This window comes from Pragia fontium DSM 5563 = ATCC 49100 (assembly GCF_900112475.1).
Taxonomy (GTDB): Bacteria; Pseudomonadota; Gammaproteobacteria; order Enterobacterales; family Enterobacteriaceae; genus Pragia; species Pragia fontium.
The window spans coordinates 194,687-212,891 of sequence record NZ_FOLW01000004.1 but is presented as its reverse complement, the minus strand read 5'-3'; the positions used below and the strand labels follow the sequence as shown (position 1 = coordinate 212,891).

General features: G+C 43.4%; 17 protein-coding genes. 8 read left to right on the top strand and 9 right to left on the bottom strand.

Going from position 1 to position 18,205, the window contains the following annotated elements:
- The first annotated feature begins 239 nt into the window (after positions 1-239).
- Positions 240-809, top strand: a complete 570-nt coding sequence (locus BMZ28_RS08465; protein ID WP_047781114.1) for a DUF1523 family protein — start codon at positions 240-242, stop codon at positions 807-809.
- A 172-nt stretch (positions 810-981) separates the two neighbouring features.
- Here the strand turns inward: BMZ28_RS08465 and BMZ28_RS08460 are convergent, their stop codons facing one another.
- The 6 genes from BMZ28_RS08460 to BMZ28_RS08435 form a co-directional block, all read right to left on the bottom strand.
- A complete protein-coding gene (locus tag BMZ28_RS08460; protein WP_047781115.1) occupies positions 982-2,238 on the bottom strand; it encodes an amino acid deaminase in 1,257 nt (418 codons plus the stop codon).
- Positions 2,239-2,335: 97 nt separating this feature from the next.
- Positions 2,336-3,778, bottom strand: coding sequence for a sodium:solute symporter family protein (locus tag BMZ28_RS08455; protein ID WP_047781116.1), 1,443 nt, complete (start codon positions 3,776-3,778; stop codon positions 2,336-2,338).
- Positions 3,779-3,826: 48 nt separating this feature from the next.
- Positions 3,827-4,216 carry a RidA family protein gene (locus tag BMZ28_RS08450; protein WP_074822339.1) on the bottom strand — a complete coding sequence of 130 codons (390 nt, stop codon included), beginning with the start codon at positions 4,214-4,216 and terminating at the stop codon, positions 3,827-3,829.
- Positions 4,217-4,292: 76 nt separating this feature from the next.
- Positions 4,293-5,732: an N-acyl-D-amino-acid deacylase family protein gene (locus tag BMZ28_RS08445; RefSeq protein WP_074822336.1), complete on the bottom strand. Its 1,440-nt coding sequence runs from the start codon at positions 5,730-5,732 to the stop codon at positions 4,293-4,295.
- 56 nt (positions 5,733-5,788) lie between these two features.
- Entirely contained in the window at positions 5,789-6,415 is a 627-nt protein-coding gene (locus BMZ28_RS08440) for a 2-dehydro-3-deoxy-6-phosphogalactonate aldolase (protein WP_074822333.1), read from the bottom strand.
- 4 nt (positions 6,416-6,419) lie between these two features.
- The gene (locus BMZ28_RS08435; RefSeq protein WP_074822330.1) at positions 6,420-7,451 is read right to left on the bottom strand and encodes a 2-dehydro-3-deoxygalactonokinase; all 1,032 of its coding nucleotides are present in this window, start codon (positions 7,449-7,451) and stop codon (positions 6,420-6,422) included.
- 276 nt (positions 7,452-7,727) lie between these two features.
- On the opposite strand from BMZ28_RS08435, the gene BMZ28_RS08430 reads away from it, so the two are divergent.
- From BMZ28_RS08430 to BMZ28_RS08410, 5 genes are all read left to right on the top strand, one after another.
- The gene (locus BMZ28_RS08430; RefSeq protein WP_074822325.1) at positions 7,728-8,489 is read left to right on the top strand and encodes an IclR family transcriptional regulator; all 762 of its coding nucleotides are present in this window, start codon (positions 7,728-7,730) and stop codon (positions 8,487-8,489) included.
- A 623-nt stretch (positions 8,490-9,112) separates the two neighbouring features.
- Complete coding sequence (locus BMZ28_RS08425; RefSeq protein ID WP_074822321.1) at positions 9,113-11,827, top strand: autotransporter family protein; 2,715 nt, start codon at positions 9,113-9,115, stop codon at positions 11,825-11,827.
- A gap of 184 nt (positions 11,828-12,011) precedes the next feature.
- Positions 12,012-13,343 carry a 30S ribosomal protein S12 methylthiotransferase RimO gene (gene rimO / locus BMZ28_RS08420; protein ID WP_047781123.1) on the top strand — a complete coding sequence of 444 codons (1,332 nt, stop codon included), beginning with the start codon at positions 12,012-12,014 and terminating at the stop codon, positions 13,341-13,343.
- Positions 13,344-13,548: 205 nt separating this feature from the next.
- On the top strand, positions 13,549-14,280 hold the full coding sequence (locus tag BMZ28_RS08415) for an arginine ABC transporter substrate-binding protein (protein WP_074822318.1): 732 nt from the start codon (positions 13,549-13,551) through the stop codon (positions 14,278-14,280).
- Between the two features lie 106 nt (positions 14,281-14,386).
- Complete coding sequence (locus BMZ28_RS08410; RefSeq protein ID WP_074822315.1) at positions 14,387-14,899, top strand: methylated-DNA--[protein]-cysteine S-methyltransferase; 513 nt, start codon at positions 14,387-14,389, stop codon at positions 14,897-14,899.
- Here the strand turns inward: BMZ28_RS08410 and rlmC are convergent.
- Together rlmC and BMZ28_RS08400 are read right to left on the bottom strand one after the other, a co-directional pair.
- Positions 14,893-16,029 carry a 23S rRNA (uracil(747)-C(5))-methyltransferase RlmC gene (gene rlmC, locus BMZ28_RS08405; RefSeq protein WP_074822312.1) on the bottom strand — a complete coding sequence of 379 codons (1,137 nt, stop codon included), beginning with the start codon at positions 16,027-16,029 and terminating at the stop codon, positions 14,893-14,895. The genes BMZ28_RS08410 and rlmC overlap by 7 nt on opposite strands.
- A 58-nt stretch (positions 16,030-16,087) precedes the next feature.
- The gene (locus tag BMZ28_RS08400; RefSeq protein WP_047781127.1) at positions 16,088-16,588 is read right to left on the bottom strand and encodes a YbjN domain-containing protein; all 501 of its coding nucleotides are present in this window, start codon (positions 16,586-16,588) and stop codon (positions 16,088-16,090) included.
- A gap of 115 nt (positions 16,589-16,703) precedes the next feature.
- Here BMZ28_RS08400 and BMZ28_RS08395 point away from each other — a divergent pair, with 115 nt between their 5' ends.
- Positions 16,704-16,892 (top strand): DUF4250 domain-containing protein, encoded by a 189-nt coding sequence (locus BMZ28_RS08395; protein ID WP_047781128.1) that lies wholly within the window; start codon positions 16,704-16,706, stop codon positions 16,890-16,892.
- A gap of 2 nt (positions 16,893-16,894) precedes the next feature.
- On the opposite strand, the gene nfsA is transcribed toward BMZ28_RS08395, so the two are convergent.
- A complete protein-coding gene (gene nfsA, locus BMZ28_RS08390) occupies positions 16,895-17,617 on the bottom strand; it encodes an oxygen-insensitive NADPH nitroreductase (RefSeq protein WP_047781129.1) in 723 nt (240 codons plus the stop codon).
- Positions 17,618-17,865: 248 nt separating this feature from the next.
- Here nfsA and BMZ28_RS08385 point away from each other — a divergent pair, with 248 nt between their 5' ends.
- The gene (locus BMZ28_RS08385; protein ID WP_047781130.1) at positions 17,866-18,129 is read left to right on the top strand and encodes a GrxA family glutaredoxin; all 264 of its coding nucleotides are present in this window, start codon (positions 17,866-17,868) and stop codon (positions 18,127-18,129) included.
- The last annotated feature ends 76 nt before the right edge of the window (positions 18,130-18,205 follow it).

The following is an 18,205-nucleotide window of genomic DNA, read 5'->3' as shown; positions in this document are numbered from 1 at the left end:
ATAAAAATGTCATTTTTCTCTGAACTATTTGATTAAGTCAGCGTCTTAAATAGTGCCACTGCTTTATTTTCATATCCCTCATTGAGGTTGGCCCGATAAGTTCTTTTACGTTTCATACTTATCGGGCTTTTTATTGTCTAAAATTCAGAGACTTTCACTTTTTCTTCATGCATCACCCCCAACAATGGCATACAATATATGTCGAGCATCAACAAAACTCATAGGGAAGCGTGACTTCTATGTCTTTAGTAAAGAAAATCTTTATAGGTTATTTAGTTTGTTTTGCAATTGGCACCGGCCTTCTTTGCAGCTTCTATCTGCCTTCAACCGATATTGTAAAAATTACCGGTTCAGAAGTTAAACGTGTTGATAACGATGGCCCTATCTCAGCAAAAAATCCGGCCGATGGCCCGACTCGAGATGTGTACTACATCTATACCATCGACCAAAACAAGAAAATTATGGTTTACCGTAATGAAGATACCGGCTGGAGCTTTCCATGGTATTTCAAATTCAACAGCGCAGATATTCAGGCTCAGGCTCAATCAGCTAATGATGCCAGTCAGCTAACTCGGGTTGTTCATTACGGCTGGCGTTTCAATATGGTGAATATGTTTAAAAACATAGTTTCGATCAAACCTATTGATAGCTACGATGCATCCACCTTCTCTTTTTATACCATCATGAAATATTTAGGCTGGATTGTCTGGCTGCTGCTTATCGTTATTCAGGCGGCCATTCCTACCTTATATACCAGCTGGCGGGATCGCAGAGATTTAAAACGACCTGATGGTTCTGTCGTTAAGTAATAACGTAGTTTAACGGCAGCATTGGCTGCCGTTTCTTTTTGCCCTTCGGTATTTTTCTTTCCATTTACTCGATCTACCTGACGGTGATGCGATTTAGCCGAATAACCTGAAACTCACTCATACAAAAATGGCCAGTATAAAACTGGCCACTTCAACGCATATCGATATTCAACTAGAAAAACGTATCCATCTCTTCCAGAACGGTATATTTATCATCGACTAAAAACAGCGTTTTCCATTTATCAAAGGTCAGACAAGGGTGGGAGGTGGAGAAAACCAGAATATCCCCTACCTGTAGTTGTACATTTTCGCTATATCGAACCATCGCATGCTGATCCATCACATCCACCGTTTTCATGGCATTCGCGGTAAACGGTTGTTCTTCACCTTGACGGTAATGTGCTATAGGCTGCGGTAAACCCGCATCAAATGCGGCATCACGCTTACCAAAACCAATAATCGCCAGACCTTTTTCAGGTAATGATTGAACATAGGCACACAGCTCTAAGGCCGATACTAATCCGCCCTCAAGATGCCCTGCAAGGCTATCGCGTGCAGTTAAAGCGTTCTGTGACTGTTCATACACGCCTTTATCATGAGTAACATAACAACCTGGGCGGATAACATAGCGAATATTGTCCGGTAAATCTGCCGCCATTAACTGATGACAAACAATGTCATACCATACCGATCCGGCACCGGTTAACAAAACTTCATCGCAATGGATAAACAGACCTTTCTTAGTTAGCCGTTGGGTCAAGTCGATAACTTCACTGATAAAAGCGCCAATTCTTGCCAGATCGCCCTGTTCATCATTGCTATGAATAATTCCTTCATAAAACTCAACGCCTGCCAGTGTTAAGCCCGGTAAGGTCGCGACATAGTCGGCTAACGCTTCGGCCTCATCCGCAGTACGACAACCGCAACGCCCACCCGGTAATCCCAGTTCAATCAGTACATTCATGGTCTGACCATGAGCAGAAAAGTATTCAGACAATTTCAATGCATTCGACTGGCTATCAACACAGCAGAATAACGTTGCGGAAGACTGCTGCTTTAACTGAGAAACCAGCGCCATATTGGCACGCCCAATAAGCTGGTTTGCCATAATGATATTCGGAACCCCGGCCGCTATCGCCACTTTAGCCTGATATGCTGTGCCAACCCCCACACCCCAAGCACCTCCGGCTATTTGCATTTTAAAAATAGCCGGTGTCATGGTGGTTTTACCGTGCGGCGCTAAAGAAATGCCACAATGATTGGCATAATTCTGCATCCACTGAATGTTATTTTCTAATGCGCTCTTTTTGATGGCAATCGCGGGCAGGCATACGTCTTCATTCATGATATGAGCATATCCGGCGCTGTCGGCAAACATGATCGCTGCTTTATTTAGCGGGTTTTGTTGCCCTTCAAATTTATTGCTCATTAATTTCATCCTATTTCTCTTAGCTCTGAATAAATAAAGAATACACAACTTGTGTATTCTTTATCTTTCATACCGTTATCAATTGCTCACACACGAATTAAGCGTTATTTTCCCGCTCATCGGTAATTAACTTTAACACATCTTCCCGGCTCAATTTATTTTTCGGCGTCACTAAGGTCACGATCACCGAAACAACAAAACTGACGGTTAATGCTGGGATACTTGGGTTACCCCAGAATGCCGACCACGCTGGAGTCAGGATGATAGCTAACGACGTTAAACTTCCACCTAACAGTGCCGCAACGCACCCTTGCCAATTAAACCGATGCCAGAACCGGCCGAACAGTACCGAAATACACATACCAGACATAATCATCGAAATCATTTTGGTAATGTAGCCAATAATGTCATTGGATGTCAGAGCGAATATCAGAGCCAACGCAATAACCACTAATAAGAATATTCTTGATAGATTGATGGCTTTCTCTGGTGGCGGCATTTTTCCGGTAATCAGAGTATAAATATCACGTAATATAATCGACACACCGGCAATGGCATCGGAACTTCCTGAAGACATATTGGCCGACATACCCGCAATCAGTACCACCATCGCTAAGATATGAGGCAGCGCATTTGTGGCATACAAGAAGGCGAAGCTGCTGTTTTCTAAGTTAGGATCCATCACATGCGTCGACATACCGATAATGGCCGGCAAGAATGAAAAGCCCATATACAATAAACCGGTAATCACAAATGATTGTCTAATGGCTTTGGTTGAATTAGCCGAGTAAATACGCTGACGATAAGACGGCGTGGCTAAAACCCCAATACAAATCACAACCGCCAATGAAATAGCCGGATAAAAGCCTAATTTACCAATACCAAAAAGCGTATAGGCTTTAGGGTCGGTATTCGCCACCACCACATCCCAGCCACCCACGTAATTCACAGACATGACAGCTAATAGAATGAAACCTGCAAACAAAACAATCGATTGTAATGTATCAATCCAGGATACCGCTTTATATCCACCAATACCGACATAGAATATAAATCCAACGGCAACAATGATTTTAGCTACGTTAATATCGATACCTGAAGCCCAGGCTAAATATAACCCGCCCCCCAGAATATGCGCACCTAACCAACCGATTGACGCTAAAAATATAATAATCGCGACCATATTTTTAACGATTTTACTGCCGCCGGTATAATAACAAAGCTCTTCACTCATCGTCATAAAGCGCAGTTTTCTGACCGGCGCAAATAACCAAGCGGTTAATAAAATACCGGTAGCACCACCAATACCATATAACATGCCTGCCCAACCGTTAGCATAACCAAAGCTAACGGCACCGATACTGGAGCCGGTACCCACCATGGTTCCAACGGTAGAGCCCAGCGTCAGTAACATCGGTAATTTACGCCCGCCAAGAATAAAGTCTTCACCGGTCTTTTGATGGCGGGTAACATACCAACCCACCAACATCATGCATCCCGCATAGATCAAAAACCACACTAAGAAATTGTTATCATTCATAAATGATATCCTTTATATCGTTATAATAAGATTCAAATAAGTGGTTTCTTATTTAAATTTCTGATTAAAACAGGTGATATCCACTTCCACCATGCAATCAACAACTAAGTCGGCAACACAGCACACTCTTGCCGGTGGATGTTCATGAAAGAATTCTTTAAAAACTTTATTAAACGATTGAAAATAACGAGCATCCGTCAGGAAAACCTTCATATGAACAATGTCTTCTTTGCCATATCCTGCCTCAGTCATAATGTCTAAACAGTTTTGGATCGCCACTTTAGACTGAGCAATAATGCCGCCATCAATAATTTCGCCGTCGATCATTGGCGTCTGACCAGAAACATATAACCAGCCATCTGCCGCCACAGCCTTGGAAAAAGGAAGTGCTTGTTCGCCGGTACCTTTACTGCCGCCCACGCCATATCTTTTAATCATGTTATTCACCTGTTTTTATTACCTGTTGTTTTATAAGTGCATTCTATAAACGTGTGTTTTATGAATTTCTTTTTTATTAATTCTTTTCTCTTTCCATAAATCTACCGGCTCTATTCCCCGTCATTTGTTTATCGGTATAAGCCACCACGCCATTGACGAACACATATTCAATTCCGTCGGCTCGTTGTTTTGGTTGTTCAAACGTTGCAGTGGCATTAATTTTATTGGCATCGAATAACACGATATCGGCGAAATAATTTTCTTTAATAAAGCCCCGGCCAGACAGTGAGAATCGTTGTGCCGATAATCCGGTCATTTTGTGAATCGCCGTCGCCAGAGAGAATAATTTTTCATCACGACTGTAGTGCCCTAATACCCGCGGGAAAGTGCCCCATAAGCGTGGATGAGGATTAGGATCGCGAGGCAGACCATCAGAGCCAACCATGGAGCTAGGATGTTGTAATACTCTTCTGACATCATCTTCGTGCATTTGGAAGTAAATCGCGCCGGCAGGCTGTAAACGCGCTGCCGCTAGATGTATATCCGTTGACCAGGCAACTGCGATTTCTTCTAATGTTTTGCCCGACATGTCAGGATGTGGCGTAGACCAAGTGATTAAAATATCGTAATCAGCGGTCACTTGAGATAAATCGAGGTTGGACGAACCCGCACGATAAGGGTAACAGTCACAGCTGATATCTTGCTCCAGACGACACTTGTCAATCAGGCCTAACGTCTCTACCGTTCTGCCCCAGTTTTTAGCGCCAGCGCATTTATGATGTGATATTTGAACCGGCACTTTGGCATGTCGCCCCACCAAAAACGCCTCTTCCATGGCGCCAATAATGCCGTCATACTCTGTTCGCATATGCGTTGCATATAAGCCACGATAAGCGGTCAACACCTCTGACAGCGCGCAGATTTCTTCCGTTGATGAGTTAATCGCATTGCCATAAGACAGTCCGGTACTTAAGCCTAATGCCCCCTGCTCTAATGCCTCAACTAACTTGCTTTTCATCACCTCAATATTGTCTTGCGTTGCGGGTTTTAGCAGGCTCTCAACACAATTATTACGTAATGTGGTATGGCCAATTAACGTCCCCACGTTCACTGACGGTGAAATCTGATTAATTTTTTCTTTATAGGCATTCAGGTCGGGGAAAACGAACTCATCCAAACTACCGAGTAAATCGATAGGATCAGGAACCTCATCACGTAAAGTGGCACACACCGCACTAATACCGCAGTTACCCACAATAATGCTGGTCACGCCCTGCGAGGTTTTTTCGATGTAATCCGGCTTTTGCACCACAATCAAATCATCATGGGTATGTACATCAATAAATCCGGGGGATAAAACTAAACCGGTACAGTCAATAGTGATATCAGCATCGGCAATAATCTGAGGGCTGATTTTAGCGATACGATCGTCTTTAATAGCCACATCGGAAATAAAACTTTCATTTCCTGAGCCATCAAAAACCGTGGCATTCTTTAATAAGTAATCATATTTCATGTTAAATACCTTTGAATAAATGTCGCTTTATCCAGATAACGGTGTCTGGCATTTTCTTATTGTTGTTGCTGTTGCCATTGCTGATAAGCATGAATAAAAGCTTCGGCCTGCTGCTTGGTTCTTTCAGCTGATTGCCCCGCCTTATATAAGTCACCGCCTAACCCCGCACCCACACAGCCTGCATTCAGATAGGTATGTAAGTTTTCAGGAGTGACGCCACCAACGGCAAAAACTGAAATATCCGCAGGTAAAACCGCTTTTAACGCTTTGACATAGCCAGGGCCTAACGTCGCAGAAGGGAAAATTTTTAAATTAGGTGAACCGGCCTCCAACGCAGTAAATGCCTCAGTGGCTGTGAAACAGCCAGGACAAACAGTCATGCCGTATTCAATGGCTTTACGGATAACGCCGGTATGAATATTTGGCGTCACGATTAACCGACAACCTAGTTCAGCCAGTTGATCGACATTCTCAACCCGCAATACAGTACCTGCACCAATTAAGGCCTGATGACCATAATGTTGAACAGCCTGTTGAATACTGATTTGCCAGTCAGGGGAATTTAAAGGGATCTCTATCGCATCAAAACCCGCTTCAATTAATAACGGGATATGCGTATGAATTTCATCAGGTGTTATGCCCCGCAAAATTGCAATCAGGGGCATTTTGGTATTCCACGCCATATTATTATTCTCCGGCTAACTGCTTGGTAGGTTGGTTTTTCAATTCATTAATCCGTTCGGCAATCAGTTTTGCACCGATAACGGAGAGTGGTTTACTGCTATCCTCATCCACGGCAATAATCTTGCCGATAAAAAACTCATCCTCTTTGATGAGTATTTCTAACCCCTGCCTTAAGATTTTCTTGCCGCAAATGACAATGGTGGAATCCGCCTCAAACGCTAATGCCTGACTATTCTTAATAGTCAAAATATCGGAGTACAAAATAGTCCCGAGTAAAAAATTCGCGCGTTGATTTAGTGTGGTTTGACTGAATAAATCCAGAATACGTACGGAAAAGCAGCTGCGGGCCAGCCCTACTTCCTGACACAATTTAGCGCCTTTGAGTAAGTACTCTTGATCAATATTGTTGGTGAACTGACTATCCAGTGAATTAGCGAGAATGGTATTTTGCGTGACCACGCTGAGTAGTTCGCCAGCAATGGTGGTCGCGCTGCTAACGATATGATTATGGTTATCCAGTTTGACGAATTTAGAATGAGACCCCGGCAGAATAATCAGCGCAGGACCATTGATATCAAATAGTGATATTGCCCCGATGGTTTCTGTTTCTTCACCGCGCATCACATCCATTAGTTCACAACAGCTTAGATCAACCTTTGAAACGTTATTTTTAACGCCGGGTATAAACCAGATCGGATGATCAATAATTTCAGGTAATACTTTTTGTACAGCCCCGGAGGCCAGGTCATCACGGTTGACTGGTGCAGAGAGATGGGGAATTTCACATAACCCCATATTCGAAGTGATCATGCCGGAGGCTAAAATCTGCATCTCATCAGATTCAACGTTCACATTGGCTTTACTCAACGCCTGATGTAAAACGCTTCTTACGCCTTCAACTAATGCACATTGACTACCGGTAATGGCCGTATCTCTAACGCCAACGGCACCACTAGCTTCAGCAATGACGGCGTTCCCCTGACATACTCTGACCCGGGTGTTGGTGGTACCTGAGTCAATAGTAACAATAAACATGGTTATTCCTTAATTGAAGAGATTTTACGGCCTCTAACGTTGAAATATCATTCCAGTCAAAAAAAAAAATAAATGGAACGCCATTCCATATTCAATGTAATCACGCAAATAACGGAACGCAATTCCATTTAAATGAATTCGTGATGGTTATCACACAAGGAGGTCAGGAAAGGTCATAAACGATGGATGGGGATGTAGTAAGGCAGCGATGTTCTATTCCCTCAGTAAAAATTGAGGTTATAATGGATTATCGTTCCATAAACAGAACTCATATTTATGTCAGATAAACTCAATTCATCAAGTATCGATAAAGTATTAACCATTCTTGAAAGCGTCAGTAACCACCCTACCGGTATCTCACTCGCTGACTTAGCTAAAAATACAAAAATTGCTAAAACAACCGTCTTCAGAATTTTAGAAACGCTGAAGCTCAGAGAGTATGTGACATTAGATAACCTGACCGAGCGTTATATTTTAGATATAAAATCACTGGAGCTTGGTATTAAAGGCCTGATGAATGTTAATTTGGTTGAAGTGGCGATTCCTTATTTAAAAAAACTGTCCAGCCTGACTCAGGAAACCTGTTTTTTAGGCGTTTATAACCATGGCCATGTTGTCTATTTATATAAAAGCGAAGGTACGCTGGCCATTCAGACTAACGCACACTTAGGCAGTCGTATGCCCGCCTATTGCACCGGCATTGGTAAAGCCCTATTAGCTCATCAATCACAGGAAGAAATTGATCTACAGCTCAAAGAGCCGCTGGTAAAATATACTGAAAATACCATTACCGATCGTGTTGGGTTATACGAGGCGCTTGCAGATATACGCCTGAAAGGCTATTCATTTGATAATGAAGAAAATGAAGAAGGCCTGACTTGCGTCGCAAAACCTATTTTTAACTATACGGATAATGTTATCGGCGCAATCAGCGTTGCAGGCCCCACCAATCGAATGAAGCCTAAATTAGAGCAGGTTATTGAAGACTTGAAGAACGTTTCTCAAGTGGTTTCTCGCCGTTTAGGGCATATAGAATAATATTTAAGTAACGGGTGGAATGATTGGCAGTGTAGCGCTGTTAATTTACTTCCGGTGTAAATTTCATTCACATGAATCTCACTCTCCCTACAATCGCACCCGTTACTTTTAAACACATCGAAGTATCGCAATAATCAACAACATAAGCATCAGACTTCACAAATGGTGAGTGCACCGTTAGCCGCATTTTTCTTGGCTACAGGCAACCTTACGTCAAAAAATATTTCGGTTGAATACGGTTTATATACCCATTACATCATACAAATATTAATTAACCCAAAAACTCACAAGAAGAAAATTTAATTTTTAATTAAAAATAACCTTATATAAATGGCGGTCATTAAAAATAAAAACACCAATAAAAATAACTCATTAGAAAAAACAAATTGTTTATTTTTACATTTAACAAAAAAGCTTATCAATAATTAAATAATAGTATAAAGTATTATCCTGATACATTTTAAAACCATTTAATACGTCTATACACATTGCTTAGCACACTAAGCAATCATTTTATTTGTCCACTTAAACCACACAAGGACAATAAGCATTAAGAGATAGATTTTTTAGCCATATAAAACAATTAGATGGAATGAAAAACAAAGGAGCAGTGAAGAGTAAACATGAAAAAGACAATTAATACCCATTGTGAAAATTTTAACATTAAAAACCAAAAAACACTTATTCGCAAATTATCAATAAACTCAATTTCAACACCTTTGCTTTTAATCTCTCTTGGTGCGTCACCCTTTATCAATGCTGAAACCACGACGCTTACCTCATCAAATGAAACCATTTCATCAGATGTTTTTGGTACTAATGGTGACCAATCTAATGGCGATGATGCTCAGGAAGGTATTATATGGTCACCAGTAGCGAACACGCCTTCACAACTAATAATAAATAGCAGCGTCAACGTAATCGGTGGCAATGGAGAACGCACTGTCCCTGATATACCAACAAGCAACGCTGGCGCAGCCCTTAAACTTGATAACACCTTCTCACAAGGTGAGATATTTAATTCGGGCAACCTTAAAGGCGGTAAAGGTGGCAGCAATGCTGTTTTTGGCGGCAATGGCGGAGATGCTCTTCTGGTTTCCTCAGGGATTCTCGTATTAGAAAACCGGGCTAATGCCGTCATTTCTGGTGGTGATGCCGATAATGGTGGATATACTGGTACAGGCATTACACAGGGCCATGGCGGCATTGGTGGCGATGGTATTTCCATAACAAATGGTCAATTAACCCTAACCAACTTTTCAACCGCCACCATCACAGGTGGTAATGGCGGTAAAGGCTATTTTCCTGACTTTAATAATGAAGGCGAAGGTGATGGTGCCGCCGCCGGTAATGCAATCACCCTTACATCTAATAATAATACGATAACGAACCAAAATTCGGCCTCAATCATTGGCGGCGAAGGCGGCACGCCTGCTGAAGGAAAAATCGCGGGTAATGGCGGTATTGGTATAAAAATAACAGGTGACAATAATATCATTGTCAATGAAGGACTCATTGCCGGTGGTAAAGATGGTTCCCAGCAAATCAATGCTAATGCCATCGAACTGATTGGCAACAATAATACATTAGAACTTTCAGGTAATTACAACCTGACAGGGAATGTTCTTGCTCAAGGAACAAATAATACGCTGATATTAAGTGGCGGTGGAAACCGTTTCGCTTTAGATAGCCTGGTCGAAACATTAAACCAAAGTAGTGACTCACAATTTAGTGGATTTGATACTTACAAAAAGCAGAACAGCGGAATATGGACCCTGACCGGGCAAAATACGGCGGCATCAAACTGGCTTGTTGAAGGCGGTGTGCTGAATATCGGCGATCAAAATAATTCCGCAGAATTGTTAGGTAATATCACGATTGGTAGTGAAGCGACCCTAAGTGGTTTAGGCAGCGTTAACGGCACCGTTGAGAACAACGGAACCATTGCGGCCTTGAACTCTATCGTTAACTATCAAGACGTCGCCCCTGGCAATTTAAATATGGGGTCATTAATTAACAATGGTGTGATTAATCTAGCGGGAAGTTCAGCCGGTAATACCTTAACGGTAAACGGTAACTATACCGGTGGTGGAACACTGATATTAAATACCCTTCTCAATGGCGCTAATTCGTTAACCGATAAACTCATCGTAGCGGGTGATACCAGTGGTGAAACCGGCATTATTGTTAATAACATTAAAACAAACGGTGCTCGAACGCTCAATAATATTCATAACATTGAAGTCGTGAAGGTGGCCGGTCAATCCAACGGGATATTCACGCTAAAAAATCGTGTCACCATCGGCGCTTACGAGTACTTTTTGTACAAAAATGGACTCAATGAAGAAGATGGCAACTGGTATTTACGTTCAGAGTTAGCTGATGGCAACAGCGACAAAGTTTATCACCCTGAAGCTGGCGGTTATATGGCAAACATGGCCGCGGCGAGCAAGCTGTTTAACCTTAACCTGAAAGGTCGCGAAGGTCGGGCTGAAAACTCCAGTATGTGGTTACGCCAAGTGGGCTCCCATACGCGTTCTCGTGATAGCTCAGGACAGTTGCATAACACAACAAACAGTTATGTCGTTCAGGGCGGTGGTGAAATATTTAGCTTACAAACTGACGACACTGGTCGTATTGGTTTTGGCTTAATCGCTGGATACGGTGAGGCAAAGAGTAAAACCAATGCCCCACGTACAGGTCATATCTCCAAAAATACCGTTAATGGTTATAACACCGGTATCTATAGCACTTGGTTTCAAGATGCGAATACCTTGCATGGTGCCTATGTTGATAGCTGGATCCAATACAGCTGGCTGAAGGCGAAAGTAGACGGACAACAACTTTCAAGCGAGGATTATGATATTAATGGCTTTAGTGCCTCAATGGAAACGGGCTATCGCTTAGATCTCTATCAGGGAATCAATGGCAATGTCTATTTCACTCCACATTCACAAATAATCTGGAGCGGTATCAAAGCCGACGACCATACGGATATTAATGGAACAGCCATCAGTTCCAGCGGCAGTGATAATATACAAACTCGACTGGGACTGACGCTTTCACGTGAAGGTGTCAGTGATAAAGACAAAGGCACTGAAAAATTATTTACAACTTATGCTGAAATCAACTGGTTGTATAACAGTAAACAGGCTGGCGCTATTCTTGATACAAACCGTGTCCAACAGGCCGGTAGTCGTCATATTGGCGAATTAAAATTAGGTACCGAAGGACAAGTAAACCGCCACCTAAACCTATGGACAAACGTCGCCCAACAGTTAGGTGGAAATGGCTATAGTGATACATCACTCACCGTAGGCATCAAGTACCGTTTCTAATTTATCACATGCTTTATTGGTAACCGACTGAAAATAAGCTTTTCAGTCGGTTTATTACCAGACGACCAAACATAGCTATATAAATTTCATCTCGACATCGGTAGAATTCGCCCTAATTCCTAACAGTCATAGACACCGAAGAATCGCTCTTCTGCTGCATGACGACATCAATGAGTTTTGAGTAATGTCCAATACTACACCCCAAGCACCAACCGTCGGCTTTGTTTCCCTTGGCTGCCCGAAAAACCTGGTCGATTCAGAACGTATTTTGACCGAACTACGAACTGAAGGTTATCAAGTGGTTCCCAGTTACGAAGGTGCAGACTTAGTTATCGTTAACACCTGCGGTTTTATTGAAGGTGCCGTTCAGGAATCACTGGAAGCCATCGGTGAAGCATTAACCGAAAACGGTAAAGTGATTGTTACCGGGTGTCTGGGTGCCAAAGAAGATCAGATTCGTGAAGTTCACCCCAAGGTACTGGAGATTACGGGTCCCCATAGCTATGAGCAGGTGTTAAAACACGTGCATACCTATGCCCCCAAGCCTGAGTTTAATCCGTTCACCAGTCTGGTTCCGGCTCAAGGAGTAAAGCTTACTCCAAAGCACTATGCCTATTTAAAAATATCGGAAGGCTGTAATCATCGCTGTACTTTCTGCATTATTCCGTCAATGCGCGGCGATCTGGATAGCCGCCCTATCGGTTCAGTGCTGGATGAAGCAAAGCGTTTGGCGGAAGCCGGAGTGAAAGAGCTACTGGTTATTTCTCAGGACACCTCAGCTTACGGCGTCGATATCAAACACCGCACCGGTTTTTGGAATGGACAGCCGGTTAAAACTGATATGGTCAGCCTGTGTGAGCAGCTTTCCTCATTAGGTATTTGGGTTCGCCTGCACTATGTCTACCCTTATCCACATGTTGATGATGTTATTCCACTGATGGCCGCGGGAAAAATCCTGCCTTATCTGGATATTCCGCTGCAACATGCCAGCCCGAAAATTCTAAAAGCGATGAAGCGCCCGGGTTCCGTTGAGCGTACTCTGGAGCGAATTAAACGCTGGCGTGAAATTTGTCCGCAGTTAACCCTACGTTCAACCTTTATTGTTGGCTTCCCCGGCGAAACGGAAGAAGACTTCACTATGCTGCTGGATTTCCTGCGTGAGGCTAAACTCGATCGCGTTGGCTGCTTTAAATACAGCCCGGTTGAAGGCGCTGCCGCAAATGAATTGGCTGATCAAGTAGATGAAGACGTTAAAGAAGAGCGCTTCCACCGCTTTATGCAGCTACAACAGCAAATTTCCACCCAACGCCTACAGGATAAAGTTGGCCTGACGCTACCGGTTATTATCGATGAAGTTGATGCAGAAGGCGCGATTGGCCGTAGTATGGCCGATGCCCCGGAAATTGACGGCGTTGTTTATCTGAATCAGGAAACTCAGGTTAAAGTGGGCGAGATTGTTCAGGTGAAAATTGAGAATGCCGACGAGTACGACCTTTGGGGTTCTGTCGTCCGTTAATTTCCCCCTTTCACGCTGTAGTCTATTAATCCCGACATCATTTTTTATGTCGGGATTTTTTATTGGTTTTGCTCTTAGGCTAACTTTTTTACCGCTATTTTTATGAATAGTCAGATTTTGCTTGCTTATTCATATTTAATGACTATATATTCACTTCATTCGATTTTTTAGTCAGCGCGACTATTTTATTATTGGAGTCATTATTATGAAGAAAGTTGTAGCTACCCTATTGTTAGCCGGTGCAGCATTATCTGTTCAGGCTGCCGATCCTATCCGTTTCGCCTCGTCTGCAACTTATCCTCCATTTGAGTTTATGGACAAAGACAGCAAAATTGCCGGATTCGATATCGATTTGGCCAAAGCGCTGTGTAAAGAGATGAAGACTGAATGTACCTTCTCTAATCATGCCTTTGACAGCCTGATTCCTGCATTGAAATTCCGTCGTTATGATGCGGTTATTTCCGGAATGGATATCACCGCAGAGCGCAGCAAGCAGGTGTTATTTAGCCAACCTTACTATGCCAACTCCGCCGTGCTGCTGGTCCGTAAAGGCACCATTACTTCGGTTGATCAAATGAAAGGTAAAAAAGTTGGGATGGAAAACGGTTCAACCCACCAAAAATATCTCAATGATAAACACCCGGAAATTAAAACCGTGCCTTATGATAGTTATCAAACGGCGGTTATTGACCTGAAAAATGGTCGGATAGATGCGGTATTTGGTGATACGGCGGCGGTTAATGAGTGGCTGAAAACCAGTCCTGAATTGACAACCCTGGGTGAACACGTTGCCGATCCGGCCTACTTTGGCGCCGGTCTGGGTATCGCAGTTCGTCTGGATAACGCTGCGTTAGCCAATAAAATTAATGCCGCATTAGATGCAGTGAAAAAAGATGGAACCTATCAACAAATCAGCAAAAAATGGTTCCCACAGTAACAAAACCTAGCCCTGTATTATTAGCGGCCTCTTTTCCTGAGGCCGTTTTTATTTTAACTGGCCAGTGATACTATTTTTGCCATTATGCCGCTAAAGGAGTATCGCCATGTATCACCAACTTTACCTCTCCCCAGTCGGTAATCTACGCATTGTTGCAGACGATATCGCCCTGCGTCAGCTTTGGCTGCCTAATGAGGTGGAACAACGCCAGCCGGAAGCTGGATGGATTGACGGCAAAGCGTCCCCAATTATCAATCAGGTTATCACCATGCTGTCTGATTACTTCGCCGGGAAGATCGTCAGCTTCACAGACATTCCCTGTGAACCGGAAGGCTCTGAATTCCAGAAAGCGGTGTGGCAGCAGTTAAAAAACATTGGTTATGCCGAAATCGTCAGCTACGGCGACATCGCCGCAGCCATCAACAAACCCAAAGGCGCACAAGCGGTTGGTGGTGCGGTGGGGGCTAATCCTATCGCCATTATTTTGCCCTGCCATCGCGTTCTGGGACGGAGCGGAACGCTGACGGGCTATTCAGGTGGATTAGCGGTGAAAAAAGCGCTGCTGGATCTGGAAGGCATTAGCTATAAAGAGAATCGTCAATATTCCCTTGATTATTGACGCTGCAATAGAGTCAGCACTTCATAGTGAGCAGTATGCGGAAACATATCAAACGGCTGGATTTTAATGATGCGGTAACCGGTCAATTGCCGGATATCCTTTGCCATCGTTTGGGGGTTGCAACTGGAATAAATAATGTAGTCAGGTGCCATCTGACTCAGATAACGACACAGTTCAGCGCCAATTCCCCGGCGTGGCGGATTGACCAGCACCAGTTCGGGAATATCTTGCTGAAACTTGCTTTCGGCAAACTGGGTTGAATCCAGCGCGTCAAAATGGATATCTTCCAGCCCTATCGCCTGCGCAGAGCGTTTAGCGCATTCAATAGCTTCAGCGCTGATTTCAATGCCGGTTAATCGAATCTTAGATGTCGATGCACAGTGCAGACCAAAGCCACCAACGCCACAAAACAAATCCCACATGCTACGGATATCGAGTTCAGCAACCCATTCTTGAGCAGTGGCATACAGTTTCTCGGCAACCTCAGGGTTAGTCTGAAAGAAACTGCGAGGGCGAACAAACAAAGGAATCTCATTGAAATGCTCTTCCAGCGCCTGCTGCTGGGTTAACATTATCTCTTGCTCGCCTTCCAACACCGCCATATGAACTGGCTGAATATTGGCGGAAATCACCCGTAACTGAGGCAATTGCTGCTGTAGCCAAGGTAATGCATCCCTGAGCTGCTGTAGTTTTACTTCGGAACGTAAAACAAAGCGTAACATCAGTCCGTCGTCTAGACGGCTCTGGGTTAACAAAATAAATTTCAGCTCGCCTCTTCGACGCTCAACGTTGTAAGGGGTAAGTCCAGCCCGTTGTATAAATTGCTTTAATAACGGGAAAGCATCGCGCATCGATGGTGGATACAGCGGACAATCACAGAGATCGACGGCTACCCCATCCTTGAACGGTAAACCCAGCACTGGCCGTTCTACGCTACCGCTAATCACCATTTTCGCTTTATTTCTAAATGCGGACTGTTCGCTGCTCACTGTTTTCAGCCACGTTTCAACTGCCAACCCCGACAATAGCCTTTCCAGATCCTGCTGTTTATCTTGTAATTGCTGCGTATAGGGCTTATCTATCCACTGACATGAATAACAAAGCCCCGCGGCATGAAGCGCGCACTGCATTAAAACCAACTCCGGAATTGGGTATGACGATAAGAGACGAACACGGGCAGAAAAAACATTAATGAATCGTATGCGTTACCGGGCGGGCAATCTGAATATCCTCTTCCGCTTCCCGATCGCCATCATTATCGCTGATCATTAGCAGCTCATTGGCTCTGGCTTCCATAATAATCTGCGTCGTCTGCTCTTCTGCTTCCTGTAGCAACAGTTGAAATTGCTCAATCGCAATGCCCGCACCAACGCTTAAAGACTGGCAAATAACCAGTTTAGGTAAATTATCATCCTGAATATCGACAAAGACCTTGGTGGTTAACGATGAAGCATTAATTTGGCTAAGATCGGCCACCAGAGGGATCAGCGCGATCGGGCGAATCTCTGCAACCGCAGAAAATAGAATAACGTTTTCCAGCAAATCCACTTTGGCATCAAAAATACCATCAATGCTCTGCAAGTGTGGTAAATGTAACGCCTGACAGGAATCACATTCAAAAAAGGATACGCCAGACTGTTCGAGCCAGAGGCGCATTAAAGCCAGATCAGGGACGATCAGCTTATCCATTATGGTATCCCTCAGTAAATCAGAATAGAAAGTGCAATAACCGGTAAATACTACCTCATTTCACACCTTTTGAGGTAAGTTATTATTTACTCTTTATCTCAAACAGGAGAAAAACGTGTCATTACAGAATTTTTTAACCATGGATCCCCACTTGCTACTCAGTATCGTTAACATGAAGCTGAGAGATAACCATGAATCACTGGAAGACCTTACCCGCAGCTATGATATCGATCTACAGGCACTGTGCGATAAGTTATCTGAAGCCGGATACCATTATCAGGCTTCAAACAATCAGTTTAAATAAACTTAGCGAGTTGCCCACCCCTGCTGATGTAAATAGTCCAGAATAAACGGGCGACTTTCTTTACGGACTGTCGCTGAAATCTGTTCACTCCAGTTAACATGCTTTTTATTATCAGAACGCGACTCATAATAAGCGACAATATGGGCATCATAAGCGGCTAATAGCTCTCGATTTAACGGTTGATAGCTATTTTCATGCATCACGATATCAGCCGGTAAACGTGGTTTTAATTCTGGATGCTGGTCGGGATAACCAAGGCATAAGCCAAATAGTGGCAATACCTGCTTCGGCAGTTTAAGCAACTCAGTAACCTTGGCAATATTATTCCTTAAGCCCCCGATATAAACGCCCCCTAACCCCAATGACTCCGCTGCGATTAACGCATTTTGCGCCATCATGGCGGTATCTACCGTTCCCAGTAATAGTTGCTCTGCATAGCCTAACTCAGCTTCCGGACAAATTTGCTGATTGCGATAAAAATCAGCACAGAATACCCAAAACTCCGCAGCCTGAGCCACGTGTTTCTGATTGCCGCTGTATTCAACCAACGTAGAACGTAAATTATGATCGGTCACCCGAATAATTGAACTACACTGCAAAAAGCTGGAACTGGACGTTGCCAGTGCTGCCTGAACAATAGCCTGTCGCTGTTCATCGTTAATCGGTTGCGGCGTAAATGCGCGGATAGAGCGATGGGCGCGGATAAGATCGATAGTTGGTGTCATAAAAACCTACATTTTCCAGCACTATTTGGCATAAAGGATACTCGAAAAACACCTATAGGCACACCACAATCATCAGCCATAAAATATTTTTCTATAAATTTTATGGGGTTAATAACCATAGATAATATTGATTAAACTAACAGGTAATTCCTGCTTTTTAAAATTGCTCATGGCAGGCATAGTAAGGTCAGTGTTATTATATTAGTTAGCGGCGATAGGCCGAAAAATATCAATTTCAAGGAGTACTCATGTTTGTTGTCATTTTCGGACGTCCTGGTTGTCCTTACTGTGTTCGTGCCAAAGAATTAGCAGAAAAATTAAGCCAAGAGCGCGATGATTTCAGCTATAACTACATCGATATTCATGCAGAAGGCATTACTAAAGCTGACCTGGAAAAAACGGTTGGTAAACCAGTAGAAACCGTACCGCAAATCTTTATCGATCAGGTTCATATTGGCGGCTGTACTGATTTTGAAGCCTATGCAAAAGAGAATTTAAGCCTGTATCAATAATTTCTAACGTTATCCCCGCAAAAGCGCTGATGAATCCCCAGAAATTTTTTCTTTGGGGATTCAAAGGATTAAAGTG